Annotated in this window: 9 protein-coding genes, 1 tRNA gene and 1 pseudogene; 6 read left to right on the forward strand and 5 right to left on the reverse strand. The window is 31.7% G+C overall.

Annotation, left to right across the window (positions count from 1 at the left end; translation table 11 throughout):
• Nucleotides 1-9: 9 nt before the first annotated feature.
• A complete protein-coding gene (gene pglX, locus DS830_RS01690; protein WP_118908010.1) occupies nt 10-3,642 on the forward strand; it encodes a BREX-1 system adenine-specific DNA-methyltransferase PglX in 3,633 nt (1,210 codons plus the stop codon).
• Nucleotides 3,643-3,718: 76 nt separating this feature from the next.
• Here the strand turns inward: pglX (DS830_RS01690) and DS830_RS01695 are convergent, their stop codons facing one another.
• Nucleotides 3,719-4,801, reverse strand: coding sequence for a tyrosine-type recombinase/integrase (locus DS830_RS01695; protein WP_118908011.1), 1,083 nt, complete (start codon nt 4,799-4,801; stop codon nt 3,719-3,721).
• A gap of 14 nt (nt 4,802-4,815) precedes the next feature.
• A complete protein-coding gene (gene pglX, locus DS830_RS01700; protein ID WP_118908012.1) occupies nt 4,816-6,972 on the reverse strand; it encodes a BREX-1 system adenine-specific DNA-methyltransferase PglX in 2,157 nt (718 codons plus the stop codon).
• 116 nt (nt 6,973-7,088) lie between these two features.
• Between pglX (DS830_RS01700) and pglZ the strand changes: the two genes are divergently transcribed.
• Together pglZ and brxL are read left to right on the forward strand one after the other, a co-directional pair.
• Entirely contained in the window at nt 7,089-9,584 is a 2,496-nt protein-coding gene (gene pglZ / locus DS830_RS01705; protein ID WP_118908013.1) for a BREX-1 system phosphatase PglZ type A, read from the forward strand.
• Nucleotides 9,585-9,607: 23 nt separating this feature from the next.
• Nucleotides 9,608-11,543: pseudogene (gene brxL / locus DS830_RS01710) on the forward strand (protease Lon-related BREX system protein BrxL).
• Between the two features lie 90 nt (nt 11,544-11,633).
• Here the strand turns inward: brxL and DS830_RS01715 are convergent.
• Complete coding sequence (locus tag DS830_RS01715) at nt 11,634-12,479, reverse strand: YitT family protein (RefSeq protein WP_118908015.1); 846 nt, start codon at nt 12,477-12,479, stop codon at nt 11,634-11,636.
• A gap of 73 nt (nt 12,480-12,552) precedes the next feature.
• Between DS830_RS01715 and DS830_RS01720 the strand changes: the two genes are divergently transcribed.
• Nucleotides 12,553-12,623: transfer RNA gene (locus DS830_RS01720), tRNA-Gly, on the forward strand.
• A gap of 335 nt (nt 12,624-12,958) precedes the next feature.
• Here DS830_RS01720 and DS830_RS01725 read toward each other — a convergent pair.
• Nucleotides 12,959-13,693 carry an ImmA/IrrE family metallo-endopeptidase gene (locus tag DS830_RS01725; RefSeq protein WP_118908016.1) on the reverse strand — a complete coding sequence of 245 codons (735 nt, stop codon included), beginning with the start codon at nt 13,691-13,693 and terminating at the stop codon, nt 12,959-12,961.
• Nucleotides 13,694-14,148: 455 nt separating this feature from the next.
• Here DS830_RS01725 and argS point away from each other — a divergent pair, with 455 nt between their 5' ends.
• Nucleotides 14,149-15,855 carry an arginine--tRNA ligase gene (argS, locus tag DS830_RS01730; RefSeq protein ID WP_374957118.1) on the forward strand — a complete coding sequence of 569 codons (1,707 nt, stop codon included), beginning with the start codon at nt 14,149-14,151 and terminating at the stop codon, nt 15,853-15,855.
• 62 nt (nt 15,856-15,917) lie between these two features.
• Here the strand turns inward: argS and DS830_RS01735 are convergent, their stop codons facing one another.
• Nucleotides 15,918-16,784, reverse strand: a complete 867-nt coding sequence (locus DS830_RS01735; protein ID WP_240366815.1) for an RluA family pseudouridine synthase — start codon at nt 16,782-16,784, stop codon at nt 15,918-15,920.
• Nucleotides 16,785-16,826: 42 nt separating this feature from the next.
• Between DS830_RS01735 and DS830_RS01740 the strand changes: the two genes are divergently transcribed.
• Complete coding sequence (locus tag DS830_RS01740; protein ID WP_118909080.1) at nt 16,827-18,923, forward strand: transglycosylase domain-containing protein; 2,097 nt, start codon at nt 16,827-16,829, stop codon at nt 18,921-18,923.
• The last annotated feature ends 14 nt before the right edge of the window (nt 18,924-18,937 follow it).

Raw genomic sequence — 18,937 nt, forward strand, 5'->3', positions numbered from 1 at the left:
AAATTAATTATGGATAAAAATTGTATAAGAAAATTTGCTGTGCAAGCACGACGTGACTTAATTGAACAAATAACTAATCAAGCTAATTTATTAGGAATTGACAAAGATGGAGCTGCGGAAGAATTGCCAAGTTCCACTTCAGAAATAAAATTTTATAAAGATGAACATAGTGCAGGCATTACTGGACAGCAAATTCAATGGCGACAAAACTTAGTTCATCGTTTGGAGGAACGTTCTAAAAGTACTGATTGGGAAACAGCTTTTACAGATACAATTGAAGAAGTATCTTATACTTGGTTTAACCGTATTATTGCTTTGCGTTTTATGGAAGTTAATGATTATTTGCCTAGTCGAATTCGGGTACTATCTAGTGAAGAAGGCCGTAATGAACCTGATATTGTTTTTTATGCTGAAGATCATGAACTGCAATCTGAGTTAAACATTGTAGAAAATAGTGATTTAGAATTAATTAGAAGAGCTAAAGCTAGTGAACGTGGTAATGATTTGGATGCAATGTATCAGATGCTGTTTTTTAAGCAAGTAGATGAATTGAATAAAATCCTTCCAGGTCTCTTTGAACGTACTTCTGATTACATGAAATTATTGTTCACACCCAGATATAATACAGGTGTTATTAAGAATCTTATCGACCAAATTCCCGAAGTTTATTTTGATGTCCGCCAAAAAGGCCAAGTAGAAATTATTGGTTGGCTATATCAGTTTTATAATGAAGAACCTAAAGCTGAGGTAATAAGTTTACCTAAATCGCATAAGTACCGTAAAAATCAAATTGCACGTGCCACACAAATCTTTACTCCTGATTGGATTGTAAAATACATGGTACAAAATTCATTAGGAAAATATTGGATACATCATTTAATTTCTAATGGAGATGTTAGGAGTGAAAAACAAATTGCACAAAATTATGGTTGGCAATATTATATGGAAGACGCAAAACAAAATGATGATTCTACTGCGTTAACAAGCAAAGTAGATAAATCTATTAAAAATATTTCTGTTAAAGATATAAAAGTAATAGATCCTGCAATGGGTTCAGGCCACATTTTGGTTTATTCATTTGATTTACTTATTCAAATATATGAATCTGAAGGATACTCTAGCAATGATTCTGTTAAGAATATTCTTAATAAAAATCTTTATGGATTAGAAATTGATACAAGAGCATATCAATTAGCTTATTTTGCTCTCGTAATGAAGGCACGTGAATATTCAAGAAAAGCCTTTAAAAACATTGAAAGTATTAATTTATTTACAGTTTCAAAGATATCTGAAGATTTTCAATCATACAATGATGTTCTTAGTTTATATTTAAAATCTGACCAATACGAAGAATTAAATAAGCTAAGACAGATATTTAATCATAATAATTCATTAGGTTCATTGCTTAATGTAGATAAAATCAATGTAAAGTTAATCAAAAACATTATTGATAGTCTTGAAAAGACTCAAAATGGACAACTATCATATGAAATACAACATTTAATCACTATAATTAAAAACTATTATTCACTTGTTAAGATACTACAAATGAAATTTCATATTATAATTGCTAACCCGCCTTATATGGGTTCAGCTCGAATGAATAAAGATCTATTATTGTTTTCTAAGAAATTTTTTCCTAATTCTAAATCTGATCTTTATTCAATGTTCATTGAGAAATGGAATATGCAAATGCTACCTGGAGGATATAACGCCATGGTAACAATGCAGTCTTGGATGTTTTTGTCTAGCTTTGAAAAAATGCGTATTTCTCTTTTAGATAACTATACAATTTCTAATTTGATGCATATGGAAAACAACGTTATGGGAATAGCTTTTGGCACTGCAGTAACAATTTTTAGAAATATGATTAATCCCTATTTTGTTGGCACATATCACCAAATTAAAACACAAGATATATCAGATGATAATATTCCACAAAAATTACCAATTATTGGTAATCGATATAATCGTTCAAATCAAACAAATTTTCAAAAAATCACTGGGAGTCCGATAGCTTATTGGGCCAGTGATAATCTGATTCATGATTTTGAAGTTGGAACAACAATGAGGTTTATTGCTGAATCCAAGGTTGGATTACAAACTGGTGATAATAATAAATTTATTAGACAGTGGTTTGAAGTGAAACTTTACAATGTTAGTTTTGACTCACATAGCATAGAAGAATCTATAAATTCTCATAAAAAATGGTTTCCTTATAACAAAGGTGGTGCTTATCGTAAATGGTATGGAAACTATGATTATGTAGTAAATTGGGAGAATAATGGTTATGAAATTAGAAACTTTAAAGATGAAAATGGTAAAACTAGATCGAGACCTCAAAATACAGAATATTACTTTCGTGAAGCAATAACTTGGTCATTAATAACAAGTGGTAAATTGAGCTTACGTTATAGACAATCAGGTAGTATACACGATGTATCAGGTATGTCTGCTTTTTCAAATACAAAAGAAAATCTTCTAATTGTTATGAGTATATTAAATTCTAAAGTTGGCGATTATATTTTAAAACTTATTAATCCTACTATAAATTTACAAGTGGGTGATTTAAAGCGATTTCCAATTTTAAAACCTTCTAATTCAATAGAAAAAGTTATTAATAAGCTTGTTATAAAAACGAAACTAGACTGGGATTCTTTTGAAACTTCCTGGGATTTCCAACATCATCCTTTTTTAAATCATATCGCTGAACATAAACAAAATTGGTCATTAGAGGAATCGTATCATCAGTGGAAACAAGAAGCTTTAGATCGTTTCAATCAATTGAAATCTAATGAAGAAGAACTAAATAAGATTTTTATTGATTTATATGGTTTACAAGAAGAGTTAACTCCTGAAGAAGATGATAAAGATGTTTCAGTTCGCAAGGCTGATCAATTACGGGACGTTAAATCATTTTTATCTTACTTTATAGGTTGTGTCTTTGGTCGCTATTCACTTGATGTTGAGGGATTAGCTTATGCTGGTGGTGAATGGGATAGTGCTAAATATCACTCTTTTACTCCCAATACGGATAATATACTGGTTTTAACAGATGCAGATTATTTTGGTGATAATCGTGACATTATTTATCGTTTGAAAGAATTTTTAAAAACCATTTTTGGCGATGATAATTTATACAAAAATTTAGATTTTATTGCATCTACTTTAGAACCTAAAAAATTTGATAAAGGTGTTGAAGCAACCGATATTATTCGACAATATTTCTTGAATGATTTTTTCAAAAAGGATCATCTTAAAATTTATCAAAAACGCCCAATTTATTGGGAATTAAATAGTGGACGTGCACAAGCTTTTAAGGCTTTGATTTATTTGCATCGTTATAATCCAGATACAATGGCGATGGTTCGTTCGAGTTACTTGCACGAGTTACAACAGGCTTACGAGAATACGTTGAAAATGCGTCAAGAACAGTTAAAAATGGAAACTGATAAAAAACAAATCAAACTATTTAACAAGGAAATTTCTAAATTAAAAAAGCAAATTGCTGAAATTATTAAATACGATCAAGAGTTACAACATGTGGCTAATCAAAGAATTGAACTTGATTTAGATGATGGTGTACTCGTTAATCATAAAAAAGTACAAGCAGAAACTAAGATTTTGACGCCAATCAAATAAAAATGATCCTACCTAATTCTTAATTGAATTAATGTTAGGATCTTTTTTGTGCCAAGAAAAGTGCCAAAATTTTCATTTAAAATGAATTGTTTAAAATTGATAGTATTTGATCATTATCTTTATTTTCTAATTCTTTGATAATGTGCAAATAAGTGGATTGGGTAGTAGTAGTATTGCTATGCCCAAGGCGTTTAGACACTGATAAAATACTAACACCTTGATAAAGTAAAATCGAAGCGTGCGTGTGTCGCAAACCATGGAAAGTAATGCGCGGCAGATGCAACTCTTTCAATTTATTTGTCAAAATATTATTAATTTGTGCGCTATAGTAAATTTGACCATTGTGTTCAAAAATTAGTTCATCTTCTTTGATATGATTAGCATTAATATAGATATCTAATAAATTCAGTGTGTGATTATCAATGGGGATTTTTCGCCGAGAAGATTTGTTCTTAGTTTTTTTAAAACCGGTTCGATATTTATAATCCCAGGTTCGATCCACTTTAATAGTACTATCTTCATAATTGATATGATTAGGCGTTAAGCCAGCAATTTCTCCATAACGCATGCCAGTTAAAGCAGCTAAATAAATCATTAATTCTCCGGTTTTATTACAATCTAATTCATTTATTAATTTTTTCCAGTCAGCATAATTTAAAAATTTTTGAGCAGCAAGATAGTTTTTTCCGGTAACTACTGCTTTACGGGTAGGGTCCTTATTAATGATTCCTTCATCTAAAGCGTCTAATAAAGCAGCCCTAATATGCTTATGAAAACATGAAACTGTCCTTTTAGCATGGGTTTGAGAAAAAAGATTGATTCGCTCTTGATAAATATCTTTGTTTAAATCTTTAAGCTTGATATTACCAAAATATTGGCGGATATGTTTGGATGTATTTTGATATTTCATATAAGTGATATTTGATACATAATTTTGTTTATATAACATAATCCAATTGTCAAAATAGATAGCTAGAGTTTGATTAGCGGTATTATATCTAGAAAACATTGGTTGCTTGATTTGTACTTCAGATGCTGCTAAAACAGCGTCTGACTTTAATTTGAAACCTGATTTACGAAATTTTTTGTATTTTCCATCAGTATCTTTGTATGATATTTCATACTGCCAAACCTTTCCTCTTTTTTGATAACTTACCATAAAAACCTCCATTTTTAAATTTTGTGCTTACTTTTTGCACAAAATTGGCACAATAGTTCCCAGAATACCATAAAATAGGGAGGTGATAAATTATGTTCAGCGATATGATTTAAAAATGGATGGTGCTGGAAATCCCAGGAAATTTCAAAAGAATCCCAATCTGTTTTAGAGTAATTTATATTTTTACATACATTTTTATTTATATAATGTTGTTTTTTTTCAATAATTGGAATATTTCCAAAATCACTTACTTGTACATTAATCGTAGGATTTAATATAGACAAGATATAATTACATACATTTGTACATGAAAAACCAGTAATGTAAATTAATAAATTATGATTATCAGAAAATGCTTCATTACCTGCAGTATCATGTATTGACCCTTTTTTTCTGAATCTAGCATTAAACTTTCCTGATGTTATTTTAGGCCAAGTTATTGCTTCACGAAAGTAATAACCTTCGTTTTTAGGTTTAGAATTGCTAGCAAGTATTTTACCTATTGATAATCTGAATAATTTATCATTTTTTATATCTTTTCCATCATTTTCCCAATTAACTACATAATCATAATTACCATACCATTTACGATAAGCACCACCTTTATTATAAGGAAACCATTTTTTTTCTGATATCTTTGCTTCATAATGATTATTCGCATCGAACTTAATCTTTTGATAATTAACTTCATTCCAAAATCTGAGAAACTTATTATTATCACCAGTTTGTAATCCAACTTTAGGTGTTACTAATGAATCCATAGGACATCCAACTTCAAAATCATGAATCAGATTATCACTTGCCCAATAAGCTATCGGACTCCCAGGGATTTTTTGGAAATTCGTTTGATTTGAACGATATAAGTATTTGCAATTAGGGTCACTAATGGCTTCTAACACTTTATCTTTTTGAATTTCCATACCACCTTTAAAGTCAGACAATTTTAGATAAATACCAGTATCAGTATTGTTTTTTGTATTTTTTAGTACAAAAGTATTGATCGGAACTGTAGCCTCTTCGAATGCTGAATACTCTAATTGAATCAAACTGTCAATTTTCTTAGTATCTAAAATCTCTGTACGCAGTTCTTCATATGATTTAATAAACATCCATACAAATGGCGTCATAAATGCTGCATAACCATCAGGCTTAATCATATTAGCGTTATGGTAAATGAAAACTGAAAAAAGATCGCGACTATAATTTTTATAATATTTCTTCAGATATTTTTTAAGTTGTGGATTGAATTTATTTAAGTATGGAGGGTTAGTGACAGCTACATCATACTTTTGTAACAATACCTGAATTATTTTGAACATTTTGAGAATTTTTGCTTTGGACTCATCAATTTTGTATAAATCTAGTTCATCATTTATTTTAATTCCTTGAACTAATTTGATTAAATCATTGATAGGACAATCATGATCTATTTGAATAATTGAGCCTATTTCTCGCGCATCACTAAATATAGAAACAAGTTCTTTAATTTGTTCAGTCAAAGAAGGATTAATTGCTTCTAACCTCTGGTAAAACTCATCACTTACACCATTGACATCTTCAAAATAAAATAAATTAGGCTTTATATTACTTTGAAATGCGTGGCGATCATATTCCCTAACTTTCATCATCAAAGAAAAATAAGCAAGTTGAAAAGCCCGTTTATCAATATCTAATCCGTATAAATTATTTTCCACAATTAAATGAGCTGCTTCGCGTTTGGTATATCCTTGCTCTTGATAAAATTGTAAAAACAAATCAAATGCATAAATCAAAATATGTCCTGACCCCATTGCATTATCAATTAAGGTATAATTTTGCAATTTTTGATTTTCTACAACAGGAATTAAATGATTTGGCAATAAGAATTCTAAACTAGCATTAATATTGCTATCTGGATGGCGTTCTAAATAATATTTTCCCAGAGAATTATCGACCATGTACCGTACTACCCAATCGGTTGTAAAAAGTTGAGTAGCTGCAGGAATATCACTTTTCTTCACTGCTCCACCAGTAATATTAACTACTTGGTCATGGGGTTCTTCATTATAAAACTGATATAGCCAACCAATAATTTCTACTTGGCCTTTTTGGCGGACATCAAAATAAACTTCGGGAATTTGGTCGATAAGATTCTTAATAACACCTGTATTATATCTGGGTGTGAGCGATATTGATAAACATAGGCTTAAATTTTATTTGAATGGTGTATTAAACTTCTTTCTTAACAATATTTTCAATTTGTTATTTACGGTATAATATTAACTAAGATAATAAATAGGGGAATAAAATGGCTGAATTAAACGTAAATAAAATTATTACAAAATTAAATCAAGCTTTTGAACAGCAGCGTTTAATATTTTGGTATGACTCTGATGCTGAATTTGCTGATAATATGGATGTTATTAGTCAAGGCTTAGATGCAGAAGTTATTCTAATGGCTGAACGAGAACAGTTCAAAACAAAATTATTTTTGGAAAATCATCCTAATACAAAATATTTAATTTATGCAACTTTTGCACGTCCAGATATTGAAAATAATTTTTTGACAGATGTAGAAGAATATTCATTAATTTTTACTGCCGATGTTTATCAATTACTTTTACAAGAATTGAATTTACCCACTAATCAATTGCCATTTATTAAAGAGCATTTCAAATTTTTCGGTAATAAATCTCGTGTTGCCAGATTTAAAAAGCATTTAAATAACACCGTCATTAATCATCCTGAATTAGGTATTATTGCTAGTGTCTTAAGAGTAGACCAAATCCAGGTTAATGCGTTTTTAAAGAAAGTACTTGCTGCTGGAATAGATAATAATTCCTTTTTATCGGAGTTTTATAAATACAACGTATTAGATTATTTTTGGCAATTAATTAACCAAGAATTTGGTTTTGTCCCTTCGGATAATAATCTAGTAGATTTAGTATGCGCTCTATATATTAATTATACTTATTCGCAAATGGAATTAGATTTACCCCAAGCATTTGATAATTATAAAATGGATCACTTAACCAATGTGGCTACTTTTATGTCTAGTTTTGCTGATTCAGCTGCATCGCAAAATATTTTTGATGAATTAAGTGATTTTGTTTGGCAAAAATTGAACTTGGCAAAATTTTTACAGAAAATTCATATGGAAAATTTATTACAACTTAATTTTTATGCCGGTGTTGATCGATTGATTTTATTGTGGATAAAAAGGCGAGTTTTAGTAGGAGATTTAAATTCTCTTGTAGGTGAACAAGATCTATTAACTATTTGTCAAGAGCGACAAAAACGAACTCGTGAGGGGAGATTTAAAGCACAATATCGATTATTAACTTTAGCTATTTATATTTTGAAACAAAAGTTTGTGCCTTATGAATCGACTGCTGAAGCAATTGATAAATATTTACAAACAGATTACCAAATTGATAGTTGGTATCGATATTTTATCGCTACTTATCAAAAAGTGGGTGATCCTAATAGTTATAAAGAATTAAAAGAACAAGTTTCGCAATTTTACTTAACACGATATTTAAACGAATCTATTAAGTCATGGAATAATAGTTTTTCTTATCGAGATTCTCAAGGCAAACATCAACAGTCAAATTTTTATCACAATTATATACGTCCACAAAAAGATCGAGTCGTTGTTATTATTTCTGATGCCTTACGGTTTGAAATTGCTAAAGAATTGCAGTCTACGTTAGATCAAGACGATCGTATTCAAATGAATATGGATTATTTAATTAGTACTTTGCCGTCAGTGACTTATTTAGGCATGTCAGCATTATTGCCCCATAAAAGTTTAGAATTAACAGATGATTTGAATATATTAGTTGATAATAAGTTAGTTGATACCCGACAAAAAAGAGCACAAGTATTAAAAAGTTATAATGCTGATAGTGAAGCTTTTGGTTTAGATGAATTATTAAAATGTACTAGTGCAGAATTAAGAACTAAGTTTGTAGGTAAAAAAGTAATTTATATTTATCACAATCAAATTGATGCTATCGGTGATAGTGCCAAAACGGAAGATGAAGTATTTAACGCAGCGCAGCAAGCTATCAATGAACTGAAGCAGCTCATCCATGCTCTGAGAACAATTAATGTCAGTCACGTATTAGTTACTGCTGACCACGGTTTTGTTTATCGAGATAGCCAAATTTTAGAATCAGATAAAATTGATTTGAATTTAACTAATCCTTTAACTAAGAAATCGCGATATGCTTTAGCAAAGGAAAAAATTGAAGAAATGGGGGTAGCTGTATTATCTTTAGGTGAAGTCTTACAAAATAGCGATGAGCGCTGGATTTATTATCCAAAATCAGCCAATGTGTTTAAGACAGTGGGTTCGCAGAACTATGTTCATGGTGGCAGTTCTTTGCAAGAGATGCTCTTACCAGTTTTAGATATTAAAATGTCCAGTAGTCGCTCACAAGCCCAATATGTCGAATTAAAATTAGGCAATACTAATCATCGAGTTACTGCTTTAGAAGTCACATTACCATTTATCCAAACGGCTCCTATTAGTGATACAGTTTTAGCCAGTGAATTCAAGATTTATTTTGTTGATGAATTGAACCAAATAATATCTACTGAAGCTCACTTACTAGTCGATAATCAGGATTCTCGTATTGAATCTAGAATGTATCGGTTAAAATTATCGATTAAGAATCAATCTTATGATAGGCAAAAGGATTATCGTTTAGTAATTGAAAATATAACGGCTGGTACTAAAGAATTTGAAACATTTCAGATGGATTTAATCATCAGTAATGACTTTGGCTTTGACTTTTAGATACGATAATTGAGGTAATTATAATGGATGAAATTTTATTGCAAAAACTAACTGATCATTTTTCTGGACGCTTTGTTCGTAAAGATTTAACTGCGCGTATCAAAGAAGGTGCTAACGTTCCAACTTACGTTTTAGAATATCTATTAGGGATGTTTGCTAACAGCACTGATGAAGAAACAATTGAACAAGGTGTTCAACGTGTGCGTACAACTTTAGCAAATAACTATGTACGCCCAGATGAAGCAGAAAAAATTAAAGCCAGAATTCGTGAATTAGGTATTTATACTGTCATTGATAAGGTTACTGTCCATCTTAATACGCAAAAAGATCGCTATGAAGCCACTTTCAGTAATTTAGGTATTAAAGAAGTAGTTATCAATTCTAAATATCCCAAAGATTATGAGCGCTTATTGGCTGGAGGAATTTGGTGTATTGCTAGATTAGGATATCATTTTGATAAGATTAAACACGATTCACCATTTATCTTACAAAAATTAGATCCTATTCAAATTTCAGGTTTAGATATGTCTGAGGTATATCAAGGCCGTAAAGCATTTACTACTCAAGAATGGATTCAACTTTTGTTGCGAACTATTGGATTAGAACCAACCCAGTTTAGTCAGCGAGAACAGTTATTACTATTATTACGCTTAGTGCCATTTGTAGAAAATAACTATAATTTAGTAGAACTAGGACCACGTGGCACGGGGAAGTCCCATGGGTATAAAGAACTTTCTCCCAACTCGATTCTAGTATCTGGTGGTCAAACAACAGTAGCTAATCTGTTTTATAATATGAGTCGTCATCAAGTAGGGTTAGTAGGTATGTGGGACTTGGTAGCTTTCGATGAAGTTGCTGGGATTAATTTCAAAGATAAAGATGGCGTTCAAATTATGAAAGATTATATGGCTTCTGGTTCATTTGCTCGTGGTAAAGATGAAATTCAAGCTAGTGCTTCCATGGTTTTTGTGGGTAACATTAATCAAAGTGTCGATACGATATTACAAACTTCGCATCTATTTGATCCATTTCCTGAAGCTATGGCCAATGATTCTGCCTTTTTGGATCGCATACATGCATATTTACCAGGCTGGGAAATTCCGAAATATCGTCCATCTTTTTTTGCTCAAGATTATGGCTTAATTACGGACTATTTTGCAGAAATAATGCGTGAATTGCGTAAACAAACTTATGGAGATGCTTTTGATAAATATTTTTCTTTGGGCAATCAATTAAATCAACGTGATACAATCGCTGTTCGCAAAACTGTTTCTGGATTAGTGAAGTTAATTTTTCCAGATGGAATTTATACGAAAAACGATATTGAACAAATTTTGTCATTTGCTTTAGAAGTCCGCAGAAGAGTTAAAGAGCAACTAAAAAGAATTAGTGGAACGGAATTCTTTGATGTTGAATTATCATATAAAGACAAAGAATCATTGACAGAAAATATTGTTACTGTTCCTGAAGAAAATAATTAGAAATTAATATCAAGTAAAAGTAAGTTAGATAAAAGTGGAATTAATAATTATATAGATGCTAGATAGTCCATGGAGACGGCCTTTCTTTATCTGATTTCTAACAGTACTAAAATCATTTCTAACATTCATGTAAATCAGCATAATTTTATTATTAGCGTGATTAATATGAATAATTTAGCAAGGGCACAATATTTAACTTTACCAACATATATTTCATTAATCTCAACAACATTAAAAAACACTTATTGCCAATTTAGTGATATTAGGTAATTTTATAATTACTGGATTAATTAAAAAAGTTTCGAAATTAGATGATACTATTCAAGTGACTGTTGACATAGGAGCCAAACAAGTTTTACTACCTGTACAATCTTTAGACGAGCTCGACAGTATTTCATCAAAACTAAAAAGTTAATTAACGTTTATTTTTTATGATAATCCTGAAAATGCGGTTAAACGGGTACTAGGAATTGTTTAGTTAGAATTTAATTTGGAAAACCAAAAAAGTATCGACTAACAGTTGAAAAATTGTTAATCGATACTTTTTGTGGATTTATTTTGTTTTTACTTACAAACTGCCATTATGAACTTCGGCAATGCTGTCAGCCAAAATGAACGCATCTTGATCAATTTGAAAGATAATATCTAGCATTGTACCGTAATTTTGAGTATCTGCTACCAACATTAACATCTCTTTAGATTCATTGGAATGACCACCACGTACATCAAAGATGGTACTCCCAGTCTCGATGACATCAGTGAGTTGCGTTTTAATTTCATCTAAGTGGTTTTCACTCATGATATAGACTACGAGCTTTTTATCAAAGCCGGTTTGCACATAGTTTAGAACAATTGTAGAAATACCAACCGATAAAATAGCTAAGAAGAATTGCTCCCATCCGGAAACAAAGATATTTCCCAGACATACAATCCCATCAATTACGAACAAACTATTAGCATTGCGAATATGAAAATACTTGTTCAAAATCATTGGTGGAACAGTGGTACCTCCAGCGGAAGAACCTAGGCGATAAATAATTGAAAGTCCTAATCCAAATAAAATACTGCCAATAATATCAGATAATAAGGGATCTTTAATGACTAATGTATCTGGTGTAATAGCCAAAAAAATAGGTAAGACGATGCTGCCAAAAGTAATTTTTGCAGCTTTCATCTTATCTAAAAAAATCATTGTGAGAATCCACATGATAATATTAAAGCCCAGTAAGGTTAAAGATAACTGAATATTAAATAATTCTTTCACCAGAATTGCAATTCCAGTAGCACCACCAGCAGCAATTTTGTGCGGTTCAAAAAACATCGAAACACTAACAGCAATTAATTCCAAACCAACGAGAATGCTTATGATACGGCCAATCTTTTTGAAGTATAGGTTTTGTCTTATTTTTTTCATAATAACATTATGACAAAATTTTTAAAATAATTCAGCAAAAATGCATATTTTTGTGTATAATATATTTTGTACTGCGGATGTAGTTTAGTGGTAAAACTCCAGCTTCCCAAGCTGGCGTCGCGAGTTCGATTCTCGTCATCCGCTTTTTTAGTATTTTGATTGGGTCTATACATTGCTCTTAAATTGGTGCTGTAGGTCTTATAAGCCATGCCAGTTTGTATCACACACTACCAAATGAAAAAGCGATAGATATTTTCAATGTTTTTTGAGAATTTCTATCGTTTTTTAGTTCCTTAGTTATGAAATTTTCTGACTAGTTTATATTTTTGTTATTCAAAACTAAAGAATAGAAGCTTATTCAAATTGACTTCATTTTAGCTATTAAAAGGTGCATATAATTTCTAGTTAATACTGACAATTCATATCTATACAATTAAATATTTACTAACTAAGTTAACATATTTAGCACTAATTTTTAATTATCTATTTCCATCTTTCTTTATATTTAATATATTTTCATAATTGTTTATTTGATTTAAGTTATAGTTAATGATTTCTGATTTTGTATAATTATTTGGTCTAAGATTTAAAATTTTTAGCTTTTTCCAAACTTTTATTAGGGTACACTGTTTTGTTGTTCCTGGTAAAGCAGTTATATAATCATGAGATAATTTGGTGGCGATACATTTTGATATAAATACTTTACTAACTAAATAATCAATTATTCTGTAATATAAAGTTTTATATGAAATACATTGTAAATTTTTTATAGATTCTCTAGATTTCATTTCATATAGTATCGAATATAGGACATCGTCAGGCATTAAAAGGTTTGCAGCAAAACAATTAGCTTCATTTTTCTCTGATGTTTTTTCAGGTTTATAATCGTTTTCTAATATATTTGCTTCTTTATTATTTATTAATAATTTTTGATGTAATAAATGATGTCCTAATTCATGAGATTGCGTAAAAGCTTTTATGATTGGATCTTTGATACTGGTACTGATTATAGTATATTCATTAAATTCATTAGTTAAACTATACCCTAATATAAATTCATTTTTTATTGGATATTCGAAGTAGTATCCTAATGAAGATAATAATAGTTTTAAAAAGGGCTGTGCAGTATAATCTGCTAAAGATTTTTTAAGAGTTTGATCTTTTATAAATTGCTCAATTAGTTGTGCTTTTTTTATAGCTTTTACATATGTCATTATTGCAGACCTTCTTTCTTTTAATAATTATATTTATAACGAAAGATAATATTGTATGATTAAATATAAATTCCGTATATCCTATATTATATATTAGAGATCGCGTGTGTCAATATTGAAGTTATACTCTTTCAATAAAAGAAAGTTAAATACGAGATGGACATTGTATTCGTGTACTAATTATAATCTAAGCTCTTAAATAAAGATTTAGTTGAAAATTTTATTATTTTCAGTTAAGATTATCATGCAAAGAAATAAGGTAAAAGGTGATTATTTAAGTGAGATTGGGTTAGTGTAAACCAATTATAATCTATGCCTGTCGCGTCTTTGTGACATTTAAATAATAATAATTAAGTGGATTATTAACAATCAATCAGAGTGGTACCGCGGGAAATCTCGTCTCTTTCATATATATGAAAGAGACTTTTTATTTTTAAGGAGGAAAAAACGTGAATATTAGTCAAGCCAAAGAATTAATACAGCAAACGTTAAGTGCCGGTTTATTAACTTTAGGAGATCTTAATCTTAGTGAAACACAAATTGCCCAAATGATTGAAGTCCCTAAAGATTCTAAGATGGGAGATTTTGCTTTTCCTACTTTTCAACTAGCAAAACAATTACATCAAGCACCAGTTCAAATAGCCCAAAACTTAGTTAAACAATTAGATACTTCGGCTTTTGCTCAAGTACAAGCACAAGGTCCTTATGTTAACTTCTTTTTACAAAGAAATTCGATTGCAAAAACCACTATCACTCAAGTTATTGAACAGGGTAGTGACTTTGGTAATCATACAATAGGACAACAAGCTAATGTCGTTATCGATATGTCTTCGCCTAATATTGCCAAACCAATGTCGATGGGGCATTTACGTTCGACAGTTATCGGGAATTCGATTGCGCTCATTTTAAATAAATTAGGATATCAACCAGTCAAGATTAATCATTTAGGCGATTGGGGGACTCAATTTGGTAAGTTAATGGTGGCCTATAAAAAATGGGGCTCTGAAGAAGAAGTTAAGCAAGATCCCATCACCAACTTACAAAAATACTACGTTAAATTTCATCAACTAGATAAAGAACATCCTGAACTAGATGATGAAGCTCGTGAATGGTTTAAAAAATTAGAAAATGGCGATGAAGAAGCCACTTATTTGTGGAAATGGTTTCGCTCTGAATCCTTAAAGGCTTTTATGAAAGTTTATGACGAATTAGGAATTAGCTTTGATTCTTATAATGGAGAAGCCTTCTATAATGACAAAATGGACGAAGTCGTTGATTTATTAGCGCAAAAAGGCTTGCTGCAAGAAAGTCAGGGAGCAGAAATTGTTGATTTAGGTCCCGATTTACCGCCAGCATTAATCAAAAAATCTGATGGGGCAACTTTATATATTACAAGAGATTTAGCGGCAGCTTTATATCGGCAGCGAACTTACCACTTTAAAAAGGCTTTGTATGTAGTTGGTAGTGAACAAAGTGTTCATTTTGAACAATTAAAAGCAGTCTTGGCTAAGATGGGTTATGATTGGGCTCAAGACATTGAACATATTAAATTTGGCTTAATCACTTCTGAAGGGAAAAAATTATCAACTCGTGCTGGGCGTGTCATCTTGTTAGAAAATGTATTACATGATTCAGTCAAATTAGCACGCAATCAAATTGATGAAAAAAATCCAACATTGGCTAATAAAGAAGAAGTGGCCCATGAAGTTGGCGTTGGTGCGGTTATTTTTCATGATTTAAAGAATAATCGGACTGATAACTTTGATTTTAACTTGGACGAAGTGGTTCGTTTTGAAGGTGAAACAGGTCCATATGTACAATATACCCATGCTCGGGCCATGAGCATACTGCGCAAAGCTGATTATCAAGAAACCAAAACTGATATCACTCCAGATCAAATTGATGATCAAACTTGGGAAATTTTGAAATTTTTGGCTAATTTTCCTAATATTATCCAACAAGCTGCTTTGCAACGTGAACCTTCCGTCATTGCTAAATATGCCTTGCGTCTAGCTAAGGCTTTTAACCATTATTATGCACATACTAAAGTTTTAGTTGCAGATGAGCAGCTCTCAACTCGACTAGCTTTAGTTAAAGCAGTAACAATTGTTTTAAAAGAATCTTTGCGATTGTTGGGTGTTCAAGCACCTGATGAAATGTAATTAAAATTTATCCCATAATATTAGCTAATTGAAACTAATATTATGGGATATTTTATTAGTAATTAGGCCTGTACCAGTGCTTGAAATGAAGCTGGTGCTTTTATGGTTACTGTTTGTTTTTGTTGAGTAAAAGGTAGTTGATATTGCAATTGATAAGCGTGAAGATACATTCTAGCTGCGGGTGGTCCATACAAGGGGTCACCCAAAATAGGCAGACCAATTGATTGTAAGTGGACGCGAATTTGGTGAGTTCGACCTGTGTGTAATTGCAATTTAACTAAAGCATATTTTTGATTATGTTGAATAATTTGATAATCTGTTTGGGCAAATAATCCTTGAGAATTAATTTGACGTTTGCGTGGATCACGGTTATCGCGACCAATGGGTGCGGTAATTGAGCCATGATTAGGTAATGTTGCATTATATTTAGTTACTGCTAGATAATAACGTTGCATAATTTTTTGAGATAATTGCCGATTCATTAACGGTATAATGAGCGGATTCTTGCCAACCATGATTAAACCACTGGTCATTTTATCAAGGCGGTGAATCATTAACGGATTATACCCTAAATAAGTTTTAATTTGATTGAGAAGAGTTTGGTTTTCTTGAGGTTGATTAGGATGAGTCTTAAGACCTGCTGGCTTATTAACTATTAAAAAATCTTGATTTTCTTGACAGATTGTAAAAGTGATTTGGGGAGCAGGTAAATAAGTTTGTAAATTAATCTTAGCTACAAAGGCTAAATCGATATGATCACCATTATGCAATAAGGTATTGAAAGATTGATAGTGATGATTAACGAGGATGCTGCGGTTAACCCTGAGTTCATGTTGCCATTTACGAGGGATAAGCCAAGAATTCAAGGCAGCGCGCAAGGAAAGTGGCTGGGGCAATTGTTTAATTGTAAAGTGTCGTTCTAAGATCACGGTTAGACTCCATTCTATGGTAAAATATGAATTATGAAACATATGGAAAAATTAACATTTAAACAACATTTAAAAAATGGAACCCAAAGATTGATTAAATTTTTACATTATTGGACCAAACGTTATCATTTAGTGCGTTGGTTAATATTACTGGTTTTAATAATGTTTCTAAGTTTAAGCGCTATTTTAACTTTTCGAGCAAAAACCGCCAATATTGAAAATTTGAAAGCATCCTTACAGACAACAACTACCGTGATGGATGCTTCTAATCAAAAAGCTGGCTCCTTATATGCGCAAAAGGGAACTTATGTCGATTTGGATCGGATTTCTCCAGAAATGCAAAACGCAGTTATTTCTACAGAGGATCGGACTTTTTGGACTAATTCTGGTTTTAGTTTGCGCGGTTATGCACGAGGGGCATTAGGGTTTATTTTGCATCATCAAATTAGTGGTGGGGGTAGCACTATTACCCAACAATTAGCTAAAAATTCACTTCTGACTCAAAAACAAACTTTAATGCGCAAGGCCGAAGAATTTTTCTTGGCCGTGGAAATTAACCACGTTTATAGCAAAAAAGATATTTTATCGATGTATTTAAATAATTCTTATTTTGGTAATGGCGTTTGGGGAGTACAAGATGCTTCGCAACGATATTTTGCAAAAGATGCTCATGAACTTAATGCTAGTCAAGCTGCTACTTTAACTGCAATGTTACGAAATCCTAGTTATTATGATCCGATTCGCAATCCCCAAAATTCACAGCAACGACGTAATTTAATTTTGCAGTTAATGGTCGACAACCACAAGTTAACTACTAGTCAAATGAAAGTAGCACAACGGGCACCTTTAAATATAACTAATGGTTATCAACGGCAAAATGGTTATCGCTATCCTTCATATTTTGATGCGGTTATTGCAGAAGCAGAGACAAAATATCATTTAAGCGAAAATGATATCTTGAATAAAGGCTACACTATTTATACATCTTTAAATCAAGATGTCCAACAGCAAATGCAAGATAGTTTTGATAATGACGATTTATTCCCTGCTAATGCCAATGATGGGACTTTAGTCCAAGGAGCGTCCATTGCGATTAATCCTCGTAATGGAGGTGTTAGTGCCGTTGTAGGTGGGCGCGGACAACATGGATTCAGAACCTTAAATCGGGCTACCCAAATGAAACGGCAGCCTGGTTCAACGATTAAACCGCTAGCTGTCTATACTCCAGCAATTGAAAAAGGCTATAAGTTGGATTCGTTATTACCTAACCAGGTTACTAGTTTTGGCAAAAATCATTATACACCGACCAATGCTGATGGTTCTTCTTCTGATGAAATTCCTTTATATCAAGCTTTAGCTCAGAGTGAGAATATTCCCGCAGTCGCTTTATTGGATAAAATTGGTGTGAACAAAGGGGTTGCCTCCGTAGAAAATTTTGGTATTAAAGTACCGAAATCCGATCAGAACTTGGCCTTAGCTTTAGGCGGTTTGCAAACAGGATTAACACCATATCAATTAGCACGTGCCTATACGGCTTTTGCCAATGAAGGGCGCTTAGCCAATACCCATTTTATCACAAAGATTGTTGATGCTACTGGCGCTGTGATTGCCCAAAACCATAATGACACTCCCAAATTGATTATGAGTAAGTCCACTGCTAAAACGATGACCAGTTTAATGTTAGGGGTATTTGATCAAGGAACTGGCCAGAGTGCCAAACCTTATAATCACCGGCTAGCAGGCAAGACGGGTAGTACTGAAGTTCCTGCAGAGTATGGTGCTGGAACCAAAGATCAATGGGTTGTTGGCTATACTCCAGATATTGTAGTTGCTACTTGGGTCGGTTTTGATAAAACTGATCAAAACCATTTCCTGCAAAATAGCAATGAACAAGGTGTTGCTCCTTTATTCAAAACGGAATTAGAAACCATTTTGCCTTATACCAAAAATACTTCTTTTAAAGTAGAAGATGCGGCGACTATTGCACAACGCAGACAACACAATTCACCACAAAATTGGTTTAATGATTTTAATGGTGAGATGCGAAAAAAAGTTGAAGATACGATTAATAATTTTAATAATACCCGCCAGGGTGTCAGTCAATGGTATAATCAAATCAAAGGTCTGATAGGACATTAAAAAAGGAGAATGCA

The organism is Bombilactobacillus bombi (assembly GCF_003522965.1).
Classification (GTDB): Bacteria; Bacillota; Bacilli; order Lactobacillales; family Lactobacillaceae; genus Bombilactobacillus; species Bombilactobacillus bombi.

Coding starts and splice junctions, on each gene's coding strand:
- DS830_RS01695 (WP_118908011.1), bottom strand. CDS start 4,801: ATGGTAAGTTATCAAAAAAGAGGAAAGGTTTGGCAGTATGAAATATCA.
- DS830_RS01740 (WP_118909080.1), top strand. CDS start 16,827: ATGGAAAAATTAACATTTAAACAACATTTAAAAAATGGAACCCAAAGA.
- DS830_RS01715 (WP_118908015.1), bottom strand. CDS start 12,479: ATGAAAAAAATAAGACAAAACCTATACTTCAAAAAGATTGGCCGTATC.
- pglX (WP_118908010.1), top strand. CDS start 10: ATGGATAAAAATTGTATAAGAAAATTTGCTGTGCAAGCACGACGTGAC.
- DS830_RS01725 (WP_118908016.1), bottom strand. CDS start 13,693: ATGACATATGTAAAAGCTATAAAAAAAGCACAACTAATTGAGCAATTT.
- pglZ (WP_118908013.1), top strand. CDS start 7,089: ATGGCTGAATTAAACGTAAATAAAATTATTACAAAATTAAATCAAGCT.